A 15,745-nucleotide genomic window follows, 5' to 3' on the forward strand; every position below is an offset into this window, starting at 1 on the left:
CCTAAATAATAAGTTGGAATCTAAAAAAGTGCAAGCGCCTCTCCGACCCCATGGGAATTCGACCTGCGCATGACCGCCCTCACTTAGTCGCCGTCCTCTCCGACGGCGACGGCGTGCTCGTGCGGATGCTCGGCGAAACGGGCGGCCCGAAACCGATCCCGCGAGGAAACTCCGGCGCGGCACGCCCGCCTGGCCCGATCCTTCGGCCAGAGCGAACCGGGATGCCTGGCGCCGTCAGCGGCCGTGCACCGACTGCAGATGCCCCTGCCGCGTCGCGGCGCCGGCGGCCGGCTCGCGGGCCGCTTCGGCGATGCCGGACAGGATGCCGCAGCGCTCGGCCGGCTGGGCGCTGGCACAGCGGCGGCGCAGGTCCTTCAGCTCGCGCTCCAGGCTGCGCAGCTCGGCGATGCGGCGCGACACGTGGCCGATGTGCGCGTCCAGCAGCGCGTTGACGTCGCCGCACTCGCTCTGCGGCTCGTCGCGGAAGCGCAGCAGCACGCGCACCTCGTCCAGCGACATGTCCAGGCCGCGGCAGTAGCGGATGAACTTCAGGCGCTCCATCTGGCCGGCGTCGTAGTCGCGGAAGTTGCCCCCGGTGCGCGCGGGGGCGGCCAGCAGGCCCTCGCGCTCGTAGTAGCGGATGGTCTCGACGGGCGTCGATGAGGCTTTGGCGAGTTCTCCGATCTTCATGGTCTTCAGTCTAGCCGCTTGACTCTGTAGCTGCTTCAGGTTTTCCAATAGGCTTCATGAACCAGCATGTGCATCACGACCACGCCGCCCACTGCCATTGCGCGCACCAGGCGCCGGGCAGCCCCGATACGGGTTACGGGCTGCGCCTGCGCATCCCGGCCATGGACTGCGCGGCGGAAGAAGGCGATATCCGCGCCGCCCTGCACGCCTTGCCCGGCGTGGCGCGGCTGCGCTTCGACCTGGGCGCGCGCACGCTGGGCGTGGACGCGCCGGCGGCGCGCTGGCCGGCGGTGATCGCGGCCGTCAAGGCAGCCGGCTTCGATGCCGAGCCGATCGGCGAGAGCGCCGCCGCCGGCCCCGACCGCGCCGCTCAGCGCAACGAGCTGATCCGCCTGGCCGCCGCCCTCGTGCTGGCCTGCGCGGCCGAGCTGCTGCACTTCTTCGCGCCCGACACCGCCGCCTGGCACGCGGCCGGCATGGCCGTGGCGGCGGTGGCGATCGCGCTGGCCGGCACGGCGGTCTTCCGCAAGGGGCTGCGCGCGCTGCTCGGCGGGCGGCTGAACATCAACGCGCTGATGACGGTGGCCGTCACGGGCGCGTTCCTGATCGGCCAGTGGCCCGAGGCGGCGATGGTGATGGCGCTCTACAGCCTGGCGGAACTGATCGAGGCGCGCGCCGTGCAGCGCGCGCGCAATGCCATCGCCAGCCTGCTGGCGCTCGCGCCCGCGCAGGCCGAGGTGGCGCAGCCCGGCGGCGGCTGGGCGCTGGTGGACGCACGCGCCGTGCCGGTGGGCGCGCGGGTGCGCGTGAAGCCCGGCGAGCGGCTGGCGCTGGACGGGCGCGTGCTGCGCGGCCAGAGCGCCGTCAACCAGGCGCCGGTGACAGGCGAGAGCCTGCCGGTGGACAAGGGGCCGGGCGACGAGGTGTTCGCCGGCACCATCAACGACAGCGGCGCGCTGGAGTTCGAGGTGACGCGCCCGGCCAGCGACACCGTGCTGGCGCGCATCATCAGCGCGGTGGAAGACGCGCAGGCCCAGCGCGCGCCCACGCAGCGCTTCGTGGACCGCTTCGCCGCCGTCTACACGCCAGCGGTGTTCGTGCTGGCGCTGGCGGTGGCGCTGGGCGGGCCGTGGCTGCTGGGCTGGAGCTGGCTGGCGGCGGCGTACAAGGCGCTGGTGCTGCTGGTCATCGCCTGCCCGTGCGCGCTGGTCATCTCCACGCCCGTCACCGTGGTCAGCGGGCTGGCGGCGGCGGCGCGGCGCGGCATCCTGATCAAGGGCGGCGCCTGCCTGGAGCAGGCGCGGCTGCTCAAGACCATCGCGCTGGACAAGACCGGCACCCTCACCCGCGGCCAGCCGGTGCTGGTGGCCGGCGTGGCGCCGGACGGTGCGGCGCCGTCGGCACACGTGGCCGGCATCGCGCGCGGGCTGGCGGCGCGCTCGGACCACCCGGTGTCCAAGGCCATCGCCGCCGGCCTGGCGCACGAGCCGCTGCCGGTCGATGACTTCGGCGCCCAGCCGGGGCGCGGCGTGCACGGCGTGGTCGGCGGCCAGCGCCACGTGCTGGGCAACCACCGCTGGATCGAGGAGCGCGGCCAGTGCAGCCCGGCCATCGAGGCGCACCTGGGCGAGCACCAGGCCCAGGGCCGCACCATGACGCTGCTGGCCGGCGACGACGGCGTGCTGGCGCTGTACGCCGTGGCCGACACGGTGAAGGACTCCAGCCGCCAGGCCGTGGCCGAGCTGAAGGCGCTGGGCGTGCTGCCGGTGATGCTGACGGGCGACAACCCCGCCACCGCGCGCAGCATCGCCGCGCAGGTGGGCATCGACCGCGTCGAGGCCGAGCTGCTGCCCGAGGACAAGCTGCGCGCCGTCGAGCAGCTGGCCAAAGACGGCCCGGTGGGCATGGTGGGCGACGGCGTGAACGATTCGCCCAGCCTGGCGGCGGCGGCCATCGGCTTCTCGATGGGCGGCGCCGGCACCGACGCCGCCAGGGAAGCGGCCGACGTGCTGATCATGGACGACGACCTGCGCAAGGTGCCGGAGACCATCCGCCTGTCGCGCCGCACGCACGCGGTGCTGGTGCAGAACATCGCGCTGGCGCTGGGCATCAAGGCGGTGTTCCTGCTGCTGGCGCTGCTGGGCAATGCCAGCATGTGGATGGCGGTGTTCGCCGACATGGGCGCCAGCCTGCTGGTGGTGTTCAATGGGCTGCGGCTGTTGCGCACCCGCGCCTGAGTCAAGCCAGATCGAACACCGCCATGCTCTCCACATGCGCCGTGTGCGGGAACATGTTGACCACGCCGGCGGCCGTGCAGCGGTAGCCGGCCTGGTGCACCAGCAGGCCGGCGTCGCGCGCCAGGGTGGCGGGGTTGCAGCTGACGTAGACGATGCGGCGCGGCGGTTGCCAGGCGTCAGCGCCGGGGGGCAGCGGCTCGGCATCGTCAGCGCCGATGCGCGCCTGGTGGATGGCGGCCAGCGCCTTGACCAGGGCGAAGGCGCCCTCGCGAGGCGGATCGACCAGCCAGCGGTCGGCCGTGCCGTCTGCCACCAGTTGCGCGGCAGTCATGTCGAACAGGTTGCGTGCTGCGAATTCGGTAGCTGCCAGCGCACGCCAGGCGGGCGCTGGAGCCTGATTTCTTTCAAAATTCTGGCGCGCGCGGGCGACCAGCGCGGCGCTGCCCTCCACGCCCAGCACGCGGCCGGCGCGGGTGGCGATGGGCAGGGTGAAGTTGCCCAGGCCGCAGAACCAGTCGATCACGCGCTCGCTTTTCTGCGCATCCAGCAGGCGCAGCGCGCGGCCGACCAGCACGCGGTTGATGTGCGGGTTGACCTGGGTGAAGTCGGTCGGCCTGAAGGGCATGGTGATGCCGAACTCGGGCAGCGCGTAGGCCAGCTCCGGGCCGCCTTCGTCGAGCAGGTGCACGGTGTCGGGGCCCTTGGGTTGCAGCCACCACTGCACGCCGTGCGCGGCAGCGAAGCCGCGCAGGGCCTGCACGTCGCGCGGCGACAGCGGCTCCAGGTGGCGCAGCACCAGCGCGGTCACCGCGTCGCCGCAGGCCAGCTCGATCTGCGGGCAGGTCTCGCGCGCGTCCATGCCGTGGACCAGCGCGCGCAGCGCCGGCAGCAGCGCGCTGACGTGCGCGGGCAGCACGGGGCATTCGCGCATGTCGGCGACGTAGCGGCTCTTGCGCTCGTGGAAGCCCACCAGCACCTCGTCCTTCTTGACCACGTAGCGCACCGACAGGCGCGCGCGGTAGCGGTAGTGCCAGGCCGGGCCTTCGATGGGGCGCAGGATCAGCCCGGGCTGCACCTTGCCCAGGTGCCACAGGTTGTCTTCCAGCACACGCTGCTTGACGGCGACCTGGGCCGACGGATCGAGGTGCTGCATCTTGCAGCCGCCGCAGGCGCCCTGGTGCAGGCCGAAGTGCGGGCAGCGCGGGCGCACGCGCTGGCTGCTGGGGCGGTGCACCGCCGTCAGCGTGGCGGCCTCCCAGTTGTTCTTGCGCCGGTGCACCTGGGCCGACACCAACTCGCCGGTGAGCGCGCCGTCGATGAACACCACCTTGCCGTCGGGCCGGCGCGCGATGCCCTGGGCCTCGATGTCGAGCGAATCGACGTGCAGCCAGCCTTCGGGCAGGTCGGGGGCGCCGGACTCTGGGTTCATGGTCAAACCTAGAAACGGCAGTTGAACGCGCTCGCCAGTGCCGTGATCGGCGTGCCAGGCAAGGCGTGAGGACGCGGCAGGCTCGCGCCTGCAAGGACGAGCAACGCCGCATGGCGCGGCGAGCGCGGTGCTGGCGAGTGCGTAGCGCTCTCACCCCACAGGTGAGGGTGAACGAAGCAGCGAAAGTCAATGTCCATGCGGCTCTCGTGAGGATGACAAGCGGTCAACTGCCGTTTCTAGGTTGCTCGGCCTCCAGCGCCCGTGGGACAAGCACCGGCAGCTATCAAAACAGTAGTTATTCAACACAACGGGCGCCGCCAGGGCGCCCGTCGCTGCGTTGCACGGAGGCTTTCAGCGCGAAGGCAGGTAGCGCGACGGATCGACCGGCTTGCCCGAGCGGCGGATCTCGAAGTGCAGCTTCACGCGGTCGGCGTCGGTGGAGCCCATCTCGGCGATCTTCTGGCCTTTCTTCACCGTCTGGTCTTCCTTGACCAGCAGCGTCTGGTTGTGCGCGTAGGCGGTAAGGAAGGTGTTGTTGTGCTTGAGGATGATCAGGTTGCCGTAGCCGCGCAGGCCGGCGCCGGCATAGACCACGCGCCCGTCGGCCGCGGCCACCACCGGGTCGCCCGCCTTGCCGGCGATGGACAGGCCCTTGTTCTTGGCCTCGTCGAAGCGGGCCACCACGGCGCCGCTGGCGGGCCAGATGAACTCCACGTCGTCGGCGCCGGCCGAGGGCGGCGCGGGCGACGGCGCGGGTGCAGGTGCCGGCGCGGGCGCGGCGGCCACCACGCCCGGCGTGGTCTGCGTGGCCACCGGCACCGGGGCCGATGCGGCCGCCCGGGGCGGCACCGGCGCAGGCGTGCCGGCGGTGCGCGGCAGTTCGGCCGGCGCCGCCGTGCCGCCGGCGGGCGGCACCACGCGCAGCACCTGGCCGACCTCGATGGCGTTCGGGTTCTCCAGGCTGTTCCAGCGCACGATCTCGCGCCAGGGCTGGTTCACCTCGGTGGCGATGCGCATGATGGTGTCGCCCTGGCGCACCGTGTAGTAGCCGGGCTTGCCGGCGTTCTCGGCGCCGGGCAGCGTGGCCGGGTCGATGGCGGGGCGGTCGCCCAGGCCGGCGGTGGTGCCGGCGGCCATGCCGCGGTCTTCCACGGGCGCCCGGTTGACCGAGGTGGACGAGCACGCGGACAGAACCGCGGCCGCCACCAGCGGCATCCAAATCCAAGCCTTGCGGCCGGTCAATTGCATAAATACTTCCCTAAACGACGGCACTACGCGACCCCTGATTTTAAGGGCACGAAGTTGACGGCTTCCAGAACGGTCTGCCGCACGCCCTGGCGCGATTTGTCGATGACGATCAGCGCCTGCTGTCCGCTGCTCGTGGCCACCGGCGCGACGATGCGCCCGCCGTGGGCGAGCTGGTCGATCCAGGCCTCGGGCACCGCCTCGCCGCCGGCGGCGGCGATGATGCCGGCGTAGGGCGCGCCCTTGGCGAAACCCGCCATGCCGTCGCCCAGGATCAGGTGCACATTGGCGATGCGCAGCGGGCGCAGGTTGGCGCGCGCCTTCTCGTGCAGGTCGCGCAGGCGCTCGATGCTGTAGACCTCGCTGGCCAGCTGGCCCAGCACCACGGCCTGGTAGCCGCAGCCGGTGCCGACGTCCAGCACGCGGCCCAGACGGCCGTCCTCGCCACGCAGGCCGCCCTGCATCAGCAGCTCGACCATGCGCGCGACCACGCTGGGCTTGGAGATGGTCTGCCCCAGGCCGATGGGCAGCGCCGTGTCTTCATAGGCCTGCGGCACCAGGGCCGGATCGACGAAGCGGTGGCGGTCCACCGCGCCCAGGGCGCGCAGCACCTGGGCGTCCTGGATGCCCTCGGCCGCCAGCAGTTGCACCATGCGCGCGCGCGCCGGCACGGCGTCGCGCACGGGCGCGGCGGGGACGGGCCCGGGCGGGCTCGCGGGCGCCGGGGCGCGCGGCGCCGGCCTGGGGCTTTGCCCTAAGTCGATGCGGGCCGGGAAGCCCGGGCGCTGCGGCGGCGCGGCCATCAGCCCCCTCCTCCGCCCGCCAGCATGGCCTGCAAGCCCTGCGACCAGTAGGCCAGCGCGTCGCGGTCGGTCAGGTCCACCTTCAGCGGGGTGATGGCGACGTGGCCGGCGGCGGTGGCGTGGAAGTCCGTGCCCTCGGTGGCGTCGGCGGCGGCGCCGGCGCTGCCGATCCAGTACATGGTGTCGCCGCGCGGGCTCTGCATGGTGATGACCTTCTCGGCCGCGTGGCGGCGGCCCAGGCGGCAGATGCGCGGGGCCTTGAGCTGATCCGCCGGCAGGTTGGGAATGTTGACGTTCAGCAGCCAGGGCCGCCCGCCGTCGAGCTGGTGCCGGCCGATGCGCCCCACCAGCCGCGCCGCCACCTCGGCGGCGGCGTCGATGTGGTGCCAGCCCTTCTCGATCTGCGAGAACGCGATGGCCGGAATACCGAACAGGTAGCCCTCCATCGCCGCGCCGACGGTGCCGGAGTAGATGGTGTCGTCGCCCATGTTGGCGCCGTTGTTGATGCCCGAGACCACCAGGTCCGGCCGGTAGTCCAGCAGCCCGGTGAGCGCGATGTGCACGCAGTCGGCCGGCGTGCCGTTGACATAGCGGAAGCCGTTGGCGCCCTGGTGCACGTACAGCGGCGCGTTCAGCGTCAGCGCGTTGGACTTGGCGCTGTTGTTGTGCTCCGGCGCCACCACCTCCACCTGCGCGCCGGGCAGCGCCCGCAGCGCCCGGTGCAGGGCCGCGAGGCCGGGGGCCTGGTAGCCGTCGTCGTTGCAGAGCAGGATGTTCATGGGCGGAGGCAGTTGCAACCGATTGTAGGGGCCCCCCTCGTCACGCCTGGGACAAGCCCGGCCGCGCGCGGCCGCCTATGATCGCCGCCATCTTTTCCCGACCCTCACCAGGAGAATCACCGCATGCACGCATGGCTCTGCGAAAACCCCGTCGGCGTCGACGCCCTGACCTGGAAGGAGCTGCCCACGCCGCAGCCCGGCAAGGGGCAGGTGCTGATCCGCATCCAGGCCGCCAGCCTGAACTTCCCCGACCTGCTGATCGTGCAGAACAAGTACCAGATGAAGCCCGAGCTGCCCTTCGTGCCCGGCTCCGAGTACGCCGGCGTCGTCGAGGCCGTGGGCGAAGGCGTGACCACGCTGAAGGTCGGCCAGCCCGTGGCCTGCCTCTCGGGCACCGGCGGCTTCGCCACCCACACGCTGGCGCCGGCCGCGCTGTGCATGCCGCTGCCGCCGGGCTTTCCGCCGGCCGACGCGGCGGCCTTCATCATGATCTACGCCACCAGCCACCACGCGCTGATGGACCGCGGGCAGCTCAAGGCCGGCGAGACCGTGCTGGTGCTGGGCGCGGCCGGCGGCGTGGGCATGTCGGCGATCCAGATCGCCAAGATCGCCGGCGCGCGCGTGATCGCCGCCGCCTCGTCGGCGGAGAAGCTGGCCTTCTGCAAGCAGCTCGGCGCCGACGAGACCATCAACTACGCCACCGAGGACCTGCGCGAGCGCCTGAAGCAGCTCACCGGCGGCAAGGGCCCCGACGTCATCTATGACCCCGTGGGCGGCGACTACACCGAGGCCGCGTTCCGCTCCATCGCCTGGCGCGGGCGGCTCCTGGTGGTGGGCTTCGCGGCGGGCGACATCCCGGCGCTCAAGATCAACCTGGCGCTGGTCAAGGGCGCCAGCATCGTGGGCGTGTTCTGGGGCGACTTCGCGCGCCGCGAGCCGCAGGCCAACGCCGCCATGATGCAGGAGCTGGCCACCTGGTACATGCAGGGCAGGATCAAGCCGCAGATCGACGCCCAGATGCCCATGAGCGAGCTGAAGGCCGCCTACGCCCGCATGGGCTCGCGCGCCGTCAAGGGCAAGCTGGTGCTCGTCAATTGATAGCTGCCGGCGCCCGTCAGTCGGGCGCTGGCGCCATTTTTCATTCATGAACTTGACGCGGCGACCGGGTGCGCCACAATCCCGCGCATGAAGCTCCTCGCCTCCCCCTGGGCATGGCCGGCGGTTCTCCTGGCCGGCATCGCGCTGGCGCTGCCCGCCGGCGCGCAGCAGATCCGCCGCTGGGTGGACGAGCGCGGCGTCGTGCACTACAGCGACGCGCCGCCACCGCCCGGCGCCCGCGCCGCCGCCGAGATCGCGCCCGTGCCGCCGCCCACCGCCGCCGAAAAAGCCGCGGCCGACCAACGGATGCGCCAATACCGCGAGCTCCTGGCGCAGCAGCCGGCTTCAGCCGCCTCGGCCGCTTCAGCCGCTTCAGCCGCCTCGGCCCCGCGCGCCGCCGCCGCGCCGCGGGACAACAGTTGCGCCGGCCAATGGGCGCGCTACAACGCCGCCTACGCCTGCATGAACCCCTACCGCATGGTCGACGGCCGCCTGCGGCCCGAGGCGTTCGACAAATGCCCGGTGGTCACGCAGCCGCAGTGCCCGGCGCCATGAAGCCCGTGAAGCGTTTCCGCTGAAGCCCCGTCATCACCGCGCAGGCGGAGATCCAGCCACGCCCCGTCCAAGCCCCTGGATCCCCGCCTGCGCGGGATGATGGGTGAAGGCGCTGTGATATCGATTTGATAGCTGCCAGCGCACGGCTGGCGGGCGCTGGAGCCATTTTTCACCTGAATCTACTGCCCCGCGAGCCGGGCCGACGCCAGCGCCGCCGCGTCCACCACCAGCCGCGCCAGATCGCGCACGCCCTTCTTGCGGATGCGCTCGGCCGGCCCGGAAATGCCCAGCGCCGCGATGACGCGCCCGCCCGCGCCCCGCAGCGGACTGGCGATGCCCCACACGCTGGCCCGCCACTCCCCGCGGTTGACGGCGAAGCCCTGGCGGCGCACGCGCTCCAGCGCCAGCGCCAGCGCCGCCGTGTCGGGCGCGGTACTCGGCGTGTAGGCGTGCAGCGGCCGCACCGACAGCAGCGACGAGGCGGCGGGCTCGTCGCGCCAGGCCAGCAGCACCTTGCCGGTGGCCACGCAGTACGCCGGCGCCCGCCCGCCGACGGTGGAGTAGGCCCGCACCGGCTCGGGGCTGTCGAGCTTGTCGATGTAGATCACCTCGTCGCCGCTCAGCACCGACAGGTGCACCGTCTCGTTGCTCTGCGCCAGCAGCTGGCGCATCGCCGGCGCCGCCGCCTCGCGGAAGTCCAGCCGGTGCAGCGCGCGGGCGCCCAGCTCCCAGATCTTCAGCGACGCGCGGTAGCTGCCGCGCTCGCCGTCCCTCACCACGTAGCCCAGCTCCACCAGCGCCTGCAGCAGCCGGTGCACGTTGCTGCGGCCGAGCTGCAGTTCGGCGGCCAGCTCGCTGATGCCGGCGGCGCCGTCGCGCGCCGACAGCACTTCGAGCAGCTGAAGGCCCTTGACCAGGGTGTTGTTCATGTTTTCGTCTCCTCGCTCCGGCGCGTGGGCGCCACGCCGGCCGTTCTGAATTATGGAAAGATAGCGCTCGAATACGGAACGCTCTACCATCCGCCGCCGGCCGGATTCCGATTCCCGGGAAAGACACCATGAACACATCCAACGGCCCTTTGTCGGGCGTCAAGGTCGTGGAATTCTGCCAAGTCGCGGCAGGACCATTCTGCGGCATGCTGCTGGCCGACTACGGCGCGCAGGTCGTCAAGATCGAGCCGCCCGAGGGCGACACGCTGCGCCAGTGGCCGCCGATCCACGACGGGGATTCGGAGAATTTCGCCTCGCTCAACCGCGCCAAGCAGTCCATCGCCCTGGACCTGAAGAACCCCGCCGACCTCGAAGTGGCCCGGCGCCTGGTGCTGGAAGCCGACGTGCTGGTCGAGAACAACCGCGCCGGCGCCATGGAACGCCTGGGCCTGGGCTGGTCGTGGTGCCGCGCGCACAAGCCGGCGCTGATCTACTGCGCCATCTCGGCCTACGGGCAGGACGGCCCGCGCGCGGGCGAGGGCGGCTTCGACCTCACCATGCAGGCGGCCGCCGGCGTGATGAGCGTCACCGGCGAGCCCGAAGGCGCGCCGGTGAAGTGCGGCGTGCCGATCTCGGACTTCACCGCCGGGCTGTACGCGGCGTTCTCCATCGCCGCCGCGCTGGCCCGGCTGCGCGCCGACCCGGCCGGCGGCGGCTGCCACATCGACGTGCCCATGTTCGCCACCACGCTGGCGGTGGGCGCATTGCAGACCAGCGAGTACTTCGGCACCGGCCGCAACCCGCGCCGGCTGGGCTCCGCGCACCCGCGCAACGCGCCTTACCAGGCGTTCCGCTGCGCCGATGGCTGGTTCGCCATCGCCGCCGGCAACCAGAAGCTGTGGCGTGCGGTCTGCGCGGTGACCGGCCTGCCGCAGCTGCTGGACGACCCGCGTTTCGCCACCACGGCGCTGCGGGCGGAGCACCAGGCGGCGCTGAAGGATGTGCTCGAAATCCGCTTCGCCGACAGCGGCGCGGACGACTGGGTCGGCCGCTTCGCCGCCGCGGGCGTGCCCTCGGCGCCGATCAACGGCTTCGCCGAGGCCCTGGCCGACCCGCAGGCCGAGCACCTGCAACTGGTCCGGCCCATGAAGCTGCCCCACGGCCGCGACACCCGCACCGTGGCCTGCCCGGTGCGCTTCGACGGCGCGGTGCTGCCCGTGGACACGCGCCCGCCGGCACTGAACGAGCACGGCGCCGCGCTGCGCGGCACGGCGCCGACGGAGGCCGCCCGATGACCGCCTTGGCGCCGCTGCGCGACTTCGTGGTCGAGGCCACGCGGCTGGCCGATCGGCGCCTGCCCGAGACCGGGCAGGTGGAGGCCATGCGCGCCCTGCTCGCCCGTCTGGTCGCCGCCGACGGCTGGCTGCCCGAAGCCTGCGCCCAGCCGCACCCCGAGCACTACCAGCAGCACCTGCTGCACTGCGACCCGCTGGAGCGCTTCAGCGTGGTCAGCTTCGTCTGGGGCCCCGGCCAGCGCACGCCCATCCACGACCACCAGGTGTGGGGCCTGATCGGCATGCTGCGCGGCGCGGAGACCGGCCAGCGCTTCCGCCGCGACGCCGGCGGCGCCCTGCACCCCGAGGGGCCGCCGGCGCGCCTGGCGCCGGGCGACATCGAGATGGTGTCGCCAGCCACCGGCGACATCCACCAGGTGGCCAACGCCTTCGACGACCGCGTCTCCATCAGCATCCACGTCTACGGCGCCAACATCGGCGCCGTGGCGCGGCACGTCTTCGATCCCGCGACGGGTGCGCCCCGGGCCTTCGTCTCGGGCTACTCGTCCACGCCGGTGCCCAACCTGTGGGACCGCTCCAGCCAGGTGCGGGCAGGTCTATGAACGACACCCCCCTGCTGCGCCGGTCCACCGCCGAGGGCGTGACCACCGCGACGCTGGCCCGGCCCCAGCGCGGCAACGCCCTGTCCGAGGCGCTGGTCGAGCAGTTGATGGACGCGGTGGCCGATGCGGCAGCCGATGCGTCCGTCCATACCCTGGTGCTGCGCGGCGAGGGCCCGCATTTCTGCACCGGCTTCGACCTGGGCGCCGACGCGGACGCCGCGCCGGACGGCGCCGCCGCGCGCGACGGCCCGCTGCTGTGGCGCTTCGCGCGCGTCGAGCAACTGCTCGGCGAGCTGTGGCACGCGCCGCTGCGCACCGTCGCCGTCGCGCAGGGCCGCGCCTGGGGCGCGGGCGCCGACCTGTTCGCCGCCTGCGACCTGCGCTACGCCGTGCAGGGCGCCGAATGGCGCTTTCCGGGCGCCGGCTTCGGGCTGGTGCTGGGCACGCGGCGGCTGGCGCGGGTGGTGGGCGAAGCGGTGGCACTGGACTGGGTGGCGCACGGCCGCCGGATCGAGTGCGGCGAAGCGCTGGGCCGCGGGTTCGCCACCGCCGTCGTCCCGGCCGCCGGCGATGCCCAGGCCCCGATCCCGCCGCTGGCCGTGGACCGCGCCACCTACGCGCGCCTGAAGGCCGCGACGCGCCCCGACCGCCGCGACGCCGACCTGGCGGCCCTGGTCCGCTCGGCCTGCCGGCCCGGCCTGGCCGAGCGCGTGCGGGCCTACCGGCGCCGGCGGCAGGACACGCTCAGATAGACCGGATCGCCCCCCCAAGAACGAATCGCAGGAGACACCCATGGACGACGACACCTGACCAGCGCCCTTCACGGACCGGCGCGTCGGCGAAGGTTTCCGTGCATAAGCAAACAACTAAGGGATCGTTCCCTTCGGCGGCGGCGATGGCCATCATCGCGCCCCTCGATGTTCCCCAACGAAAGGTTCGACTGACATGGAAAAACCCCAACGCCTGCGACTGGCCCTGCCCCTGGTGCTGGCAGCCCCGCAGCTCCTGCTGGCACCCGGCGCGCGGGCGCAGGGCAGCTGGCCCTCGGCCCCCATCCGCCTGGTGGTGCCCTTCCCGCCCGGCGGCTCGTCGGACATCCTGGGCCGGCTGGTCGCCGAGCACCTGGCCAGGCGGCTGAACGCCAACATCTTCGTCGACAACAAACCCGGGGGCACGACCCAGATCGGCACCGAGCTGGTGGCCAATGCGCACCCCGACGGCTACACGCTGCTGCTGGCCTCCGCCTCCAGCTTCACCGCGCTGCCCAACCTGCGCAAGCTGAACTACGGCATCGGCAGCTTCGAGATCGCCGGCGGCGTGGCCGACTACATCGCCGTGATGGCGGTGCGCAAGACGCTGCCCATCGAGAACGTGAAGCAGTTCGTCGAGTACGCCAGGCAGAACCCCGGCAAGCTCTCCTTCGGCTCGGCCGGCGAGGCGTCGGCGGGCCACGTCTACGGCCTGACGCTGGCGCGCGACACCGGCATTCAGGTGCTGCACGTGCCCTTCAAGGGCTCGGTGGCCGCCGTCAACGCGCTGGTGGCCGGCGAGATCGACTTCATCATCGACGGCGCGGTGACCCCCATGGTCAAGGCCGACCGCGTGCGCCCGCTGGCTACGCTCTACAGCCGGCGCCACCCCGACCTGCCCCAGGTGCCGACGCTCGGCGAGGCCGGCTTCGAGATCACCGGCACGAGCGCCTCGGGCTGGGGCCTGCTGGCGCCCAAGGGCACGCCCCAGGCCATCCTGTCGCGGCTGTCCGACGCGCTGCGCCAGGTGCTGGAGCAGAAGGACGTGCAGGACGCATTCGTGCGCGCCAACTCCATCGCGTCCTGGCAGGCGCCGGACGCCTTCCGCAAGGCCCTGGAGGCCGACCGCAAGACCTACGCCGAGCTGCTGCCCGCCATCGGCATCCGGGGCAACTGAAGGAGCACCGATGACCGATTCCGCGACCCGTGGCGTGAAGCCCCTGCAGACCGTGCGCGAGATCCTGCACCCCACCGCCGTCGCCATCGTCGGCGCGTCCGGCGACGAGCAGAAGTGGGGCGGCCGCCTGCTGCGCTACATGCTGCGGCACCGGCACGACGGCCCGCTCTACCCCATCAACGCCCGCGCCAAGGAGCTGATGGGCCTGCCCGCCTACGCCTCGCTGCGCGACTGCCCCGGCCCGGTTCATCTCGCCATCCTGCTGGTGCCGCGCGAGCACGTGCGCGCGGCCGTCGAGGACTGCGTGGCCAAGGGCGTCGGCTGCGCGCTGTGCATCACCGCCGGCTTCGCCGAGACGGGGCCCCAGGGCCGCGCCGACGAGGAGGAGCTGGTGGCCGTCGCGCGCGCCGGCGGCGTGCGCCTGATCGGCCCCAACTGCATGGGCCTGATGAACGCCCACCACGGCCTGTGCGCCACCACCGGCGTGGTCATGGGCACCATCGGGAAGCTGCCCGCCGGCGGCATCGGCATGGCCAGCCAGAGCGGCGCGCTGATGGGCGCGATGATCTCGCGCGGCATCGACATCGGGGCCGGCTTCTCCTCCACCGTCTCGGTCGGCAACCAGGCCGATCTGGACCTGAACGACTTCTTCGAATACCTGATCGACGACCCGAAGACGGACGTCATCACCCTGTACATGGAGGGCGTGAAGGACGCGCCGCGCTTCACCGCGCTGCTGGCCCGCGCCGCCGCCGCGGGCAAGCCCGTGTGCATCGCCAAGTCCGGCCGCAGCGAGGCGGGCGCCAAGGCCGCCGCCTCGCACACCGCCAGCCTGGCCGGCGCCTGGCCCGCGTTCGAGGCCACCTGCCGCCGCTGGGGCGTGTACCTGTTCGAGACCATCTACGACCTGCTCCAGGGCGCGCTGCTGCTGCAACGCGGCAAGCGCGCCACCTCGAACGCGGTGGCGGTCTTCTCCGGCTCGGGCGGCGGCGGCGCGCTGCTGACCGACGGGCTGGAGGCGCACGGGCTCGTGCTGCCCGAGCTGTCCGAGGCGACGCGGCAGGCCGTGGCCGCCGTGCTGCCGGCCACGCACCGGCAGCTGCCGTTCGACTTCGGCATGCTCAACCATGCGGCGCCGCCCGATCCCGAGGTGGCTGGCGGCGCCATCGGCATCGCGCTCGACCGGGCCCTGCGCGACCCCGCCGTCGGCGCCGGCATCCTGCTGCTGACCACGCAGCCCGGCCAGGAGCGGGTGGTGGAGGCTGCCGTGGCCGCCGCCGACCGCTCGGGCAAGCCGCTGCTGTTCGTGCAGGGCGCCGGCAACCACGGCGAGGTGGCGCGCCGCATGCTGCGCGAGGCCGGGCACGGCTACTTCGACAGCCCGCACGACGCGCTGGCGGTGGCGGCCGTGCTGGCCCACCGGGCCGAGCCGGAGCCCGTGGCGGCGCCCGGCGCGCCCGTCGCCCTCCCCGCCGGCCTGCCGGACGGCTTTCTCACCGAGCCCGAGGCGCGCCGGCTCATCGAGGCGGCCGGCATCCCCACCACGCCCTGGCGCTTCGCCCCCGACGCCGACGCGGCCGTGCGCGCCAGCCACGAGCTGAAGGGGCCGGTCGCCGTCAAAGCGGTCAGCGCGCGCATCGTGCACAAGAGCGACGTCGGCGGCGTCAAGCTCAACCTGCAGGGGGACGACGCCGTGCGCGCAGCGTGCGGCGACATCGGCGAGGCCGCCCGCGCCGCCGGCGTGGACCGGCTGGACGGCTACCTCGTCACCGAGATGTGGCGCGCCGACGCCGAGCTGATCCTCGGCGTGCAGCACGACCCCGACTTCGGCCCCTTCGTGATGGTGGGCGCCGGCGGCGTGCTGGTGGAGCTGATGAAGGACGTGCAGCTCGCCCCCGCGCCCGTGTCCCATGCCGCCGCGCTGGCCATGCTGCACCGCCTGCGCAGCCTGCCCCTGCTGACCGGCTACCGGGGCCGCCCCGCCGCCGACCTGAACGCCATCGCCGACGTGGTGGTGCGGCTCGGCGAACTGGCGCTGGCCTCGCGCGGGCGCCTGCGCGAGCTGGACATCAACCCGCTCTTCGTCGCCGGCGGCCGCGTGGCCGCCGCCGACGCCCGCGCCACCCTGGCCCCTTGACTCAAGACCAACAGAGGAAC

At 72.8% G+C, this 15,745-nt stretch carries 14 protein-coding genes; 8 read left to right on the forward strand and 6 right to left on the reverse strand.

The genetic code is table 11. The annotated features are described in order from the left end of the window. Positions 1 to 234: 234 nt before the first annotated feature. Positions 235 to 690 carry a Cd(II)/Pb(II)-responsive transcriptional regulator gene (cadR, locus tag QM772_RS01335; RefSeq protein ID WP_415133396.1) on the reverse strand — a complete coding sequence of 152 codons (456 nt, stop codon included), beginning with the start codon at positions 688 to 690 and terminating at the stop codon, positions 235 to 237. A gap of 56 nt (positions 691 to 746) precedes the next feature. Here cadR and QM772_RS01340 point away from each other — a divergent pair, with 56 nt between their 5' ends. After that, positions 747 to 2,927: a heavy metal translocating P-type ATPase gene (locus QM772_RS01340; protein ID WP_415133398.1), complete on the forward strand. Its 2,181-nt coding sequence runs from the start codon at positions 747 to 749 to the stop codon at positions 2,925 to 2,927. Between the two features lies 1 nt (position 2,928). Here QM772_RS01340 and rlmD read toward each other — a convergent pair whose 3' ends face one another. The 4 genes from rlmD to surE form a co-directional block, all read right to left on the reverse strand. Next, a complete protein-coding gene (gene rlmD / locus QM772_RS01345) occupies positions 2,929 to 4,356 on the reverse strand; it encodes a 23S rRNA (uracil(1939)-C(5))-methyltransferase RlmD (RefSeq protein ID WP_415133400.1) in 1,428 nt (475 codons plus the stop codon). 351 nt (positions 4,357 to 4,707) lie between these two features. Further along, complete coding sequence (locus QM772_RS01350; protein ID WP_415133402.1) at positions 4,708 to 5,571, reverse strand: peptidoglycan DD-metalloendopeptidase family protein; 864 nt, start codon at positions 5,569 to 5,571, stop codon at positions 4,708 to 4,710. A gap of 56 nt (positions 5,572 to 5,627) precedes the next feature. Next, positions 5,628 to 6,404 carry a protein-L-isoaspartate(D-aspartate) O-methyltransferase gene (locus QM772_RS01355; protein ID WP_415133404.1) on the reverse strand — a complete coding sequence of 259 codons (777 nt, stop codon included), beginning with the start codon at positions 6,402 to 6,404 and terminating at the stop codon, positions 5,628 to 5,630. Beyond that, positions 6,404 to 7,183 (reverse strand): 5'/3'-nucleotidase SurE, encoded by a 780-nt coding sequence (gene surE / locus QM772_RS01360; RefSeq protein ID WP_415133406.1) that lies wholly within the window; start codon positions 7,181 to 7,183, stop codon positions 6,404 to 6,406. The genes QM772_RS01355 and surE overlap by 1 nt, the downstream gene beginning before the upstream one ends. A 123-nt stretch (positions 7,184 to 7,306) precedes the next feature. On the opposite strand from surE, the gene QM772_RS01365 reads away from it, so the two are divergent. Both QM772_RS01365 and QM772_RS01370 read left to right on the forward strand, forming a co-directional pair. Next, positions 7,307 to 8,281: an NADPH:quinone oxidoreductase family protein gene (locus QM772_RS01365; RefSeq protein WP_415133408.1), complete on the forward strand. Its 975-nt coding sequence runs from the start codon at positions 7,307 to 7,309 to the stop codon at positions 8,279 to 8,281. 87 nt (positions 8,282 to 8,368) lie between these two features. After that, positions 8,369 to 8,836, forward strand: a complete 468-nt coding sequence (locus tag QM772_RS01370) for a DUF4124 domain-containing protein (protein ID WP_415133410.1) — start codon at positions 8,369 to 8,371, stop codon at positions 8,834 to 8,836. Positions 8,837 to 9,015: 179 nt separating this feature from the next. On the opposite strand, the gene QM772_RS01375 is transcribed toward QM772_RS01370, so the two are convergent. Further along, the gene (locus QM772_RS01375) at positions 9,016 to 9,765 is read right to left on the reverse strand and encodes an IclR family transcriptional regulator (protein WP_415133412.1); all 750 of its coding nucleotides are present in this window, start codon (positions 9,763 to 9,765) and stop codon (positions 9,016 to 9,018) included. Between the two features lie 128 nt (positions 9,766 to 9,893). On the opposite strand from QM772_RS01375, the gene QM772_RS01380 reads away from it, so the two are divergent. From QM772_RS01380 to QM772_RS01400, 5 genes are all read left to right on the forward strand, one after another. Continuing rightward, on the forward strand, positions 9,894 to 11,060 hold the full coding sequence (locus tag QM772_RS01380; protein ID WP_415133414.1) for a CaiB/BaiF CoA transferase family protein: 1,167 nt from the start codon (positions 9,894 to 9,896) through the stop codon (positions 11,058 to 11,060). After that, positions 11,057 to 11,662, forward strand: coding sequence for a cysteine dioxygenase (locus tag QM772_RS01385; protein ID WP_415133416.1), 606 nt, complete (start codon positions 11,057 to 11,059; stop codon positions 11,660 to 11,662). The genes QM772_RS01380 and QM772_RS01385 overlap by 4 nt, the downstream gene beginning before the upstream one ends. Continuing rightward, on the forward strand, positions 11,659 to 12,414 hold the full coding sequence (locus QM772_RS01390; RefSeq protein WP_415133418.1) for an enoyl-CoA hydratase/isomerase family protein: 756 nt from the start codon (positions 11,659 to 11,661) through the stop codon (positions 12,412 to 12,414). Before QM772_RS01385 ends, QM772_RS01390 begins: the two co-directional genes overlap by 4 nt. Before the next feature lie 193 nt (positions 12,415 to 12,607). Then, on the forward strand, positions 12,608 to 13,588 hold the full coding sequence (locus QM772_RS01395; RefSeq protein WP_415133420.1) for a Bug family tripartite tricarboxylate transporter substrate binding protein: 981 nt from the start codon (positions 12,608 to 12,610) through the stop codon (positions 13,586 to 13,588). Positions 13,589 to 13,598: 10 nt separating this feature from the next. After that, a complete protein-coding gene (locus QM772_RS01400) occupies positions 13,599 to 15,725 on the forward strand; it encodes an acetate--CoA ligase family protein (RefSeq protein ID WP_415133422.1) in 2,127 nt (708 codons plus the stop codon). Positions 15,726 to 15,745 lie beyond the last annotated feature (20 nt).

Source organism: Ottowia sp., assembly GCF_047601385.1.
In the GTDB taxonomy this organism is placed as follows: Bacteria; Pseudomonadota; Gammaproteobacteria; order Burkholderiales; family Burkholderiaceae_C; genus Ottowia.

What these genes read in the sequence shown, in the direction of transcription:
- cadR (WP_415133396.1), bottom strand. Translation starts at nt 690, where the DNA reads ATGAAGATCGGAGAACTCGCCAAAGCCTCATCGACGCCCGTCGAGACC.
- QM772_RS01340 (WP_415133398.1), top strand. Translation starts at nt 747, where the DNA reads ATGAACCAGCATGTGCATCACGACCACGCCGCCCACTGCCATTGCGCG.
- rlmD (WP_415133400.1), bottom strand. Translation starts at nt 4,356, where the DNA reads ATGAACCCAGAGTCCGGCGCCCCCGACCTGCCCGAAGGCTGGCTGCAC.
- QM772_RS01350 (WP_415133402.1), bottom strand. Translation starts at nt 5,571, where the DNA reads ATGCCGCTGGTGGCGGCCGCGGTTCTGTCCGCGTGCTCGTCCACCTCG.
- QM772_RS01355 (WP_415133404.1), bottom strand. Translation starts at nt 6,404, where the DNA reads ATGGCCGCGCCGCCGCAGCGCCCGGGCTTCCCGGCCCGCATCGACTTA.
- surE (WP_415133406.1), bottom strand. Translation starts at nt 7,183, where the DNA reads ATGAACATCCTGCTCTGCAACGACGACGGCTACCAGGCCCCCGGCCTC.
- QM772_RS01365 (WP_415133408.1), top strand. Translation starts at nt 7,307, where the DNA reads ATGCACGCATGGCTCTGCGAAAACCCCGTCGGCGTCGACGCCCTGACC.
- QM772_RS01370 (WP_415133410.1), top strand. Translation starts at nt 8,369, where the DNA reads ATGAAGCTCCTCGCCTCCCCCTGGGCATGGCCGGCGGTTCTCCTGGCC.
- QM772_RS01375 (WP_415133412.1), bottom strand. Translation starts at nt 9,765, where the DNA reads ATGAACAACACCCTGGTCAAGGGCCTTCAGCTGCTCGAAGTGCTGTCG.
- QM772_RS01380 (WP_415133414.1), top strand. Translation starts at nt 9,894, where the DNA reads ATGAACACATCCAACGGCCCTTTGTCGGGCGTCAAGGTCGTGGAATTC.
- QM772_RS01385 (WP_415133416.1), top strand. Translation starts at nt 11,057, where the DNA reads ATGACCGCCTTGGCGCCGCTGCGCGACTTCGTGGTCGAGGCCACGCGG.
- QM772_RS01390 (WP_415133418.1), top strand. Translation starts at nt 11,659, where the DNA reads ATGAACGACACCCCCCTGCTGCGCCGGTCCACCGCCGAGGGCGTGACC.
- QM772_RS01395 (WP_415133420.1), top strand. Translation starts at nt 12,608, where the DNA reads ATGGAAAAACCCCAACGCCTGCGACTGGCCCTGCCCCTGGTGCTGGCA.
- QM772_RS01400 (WP_415133422.1), top strand. Translation starts at nt 13,599, where the DNA reads ATGACCGATTCCGCGACCCGTGGCGTGAAGCCCCTGCAGACCGTGCGC.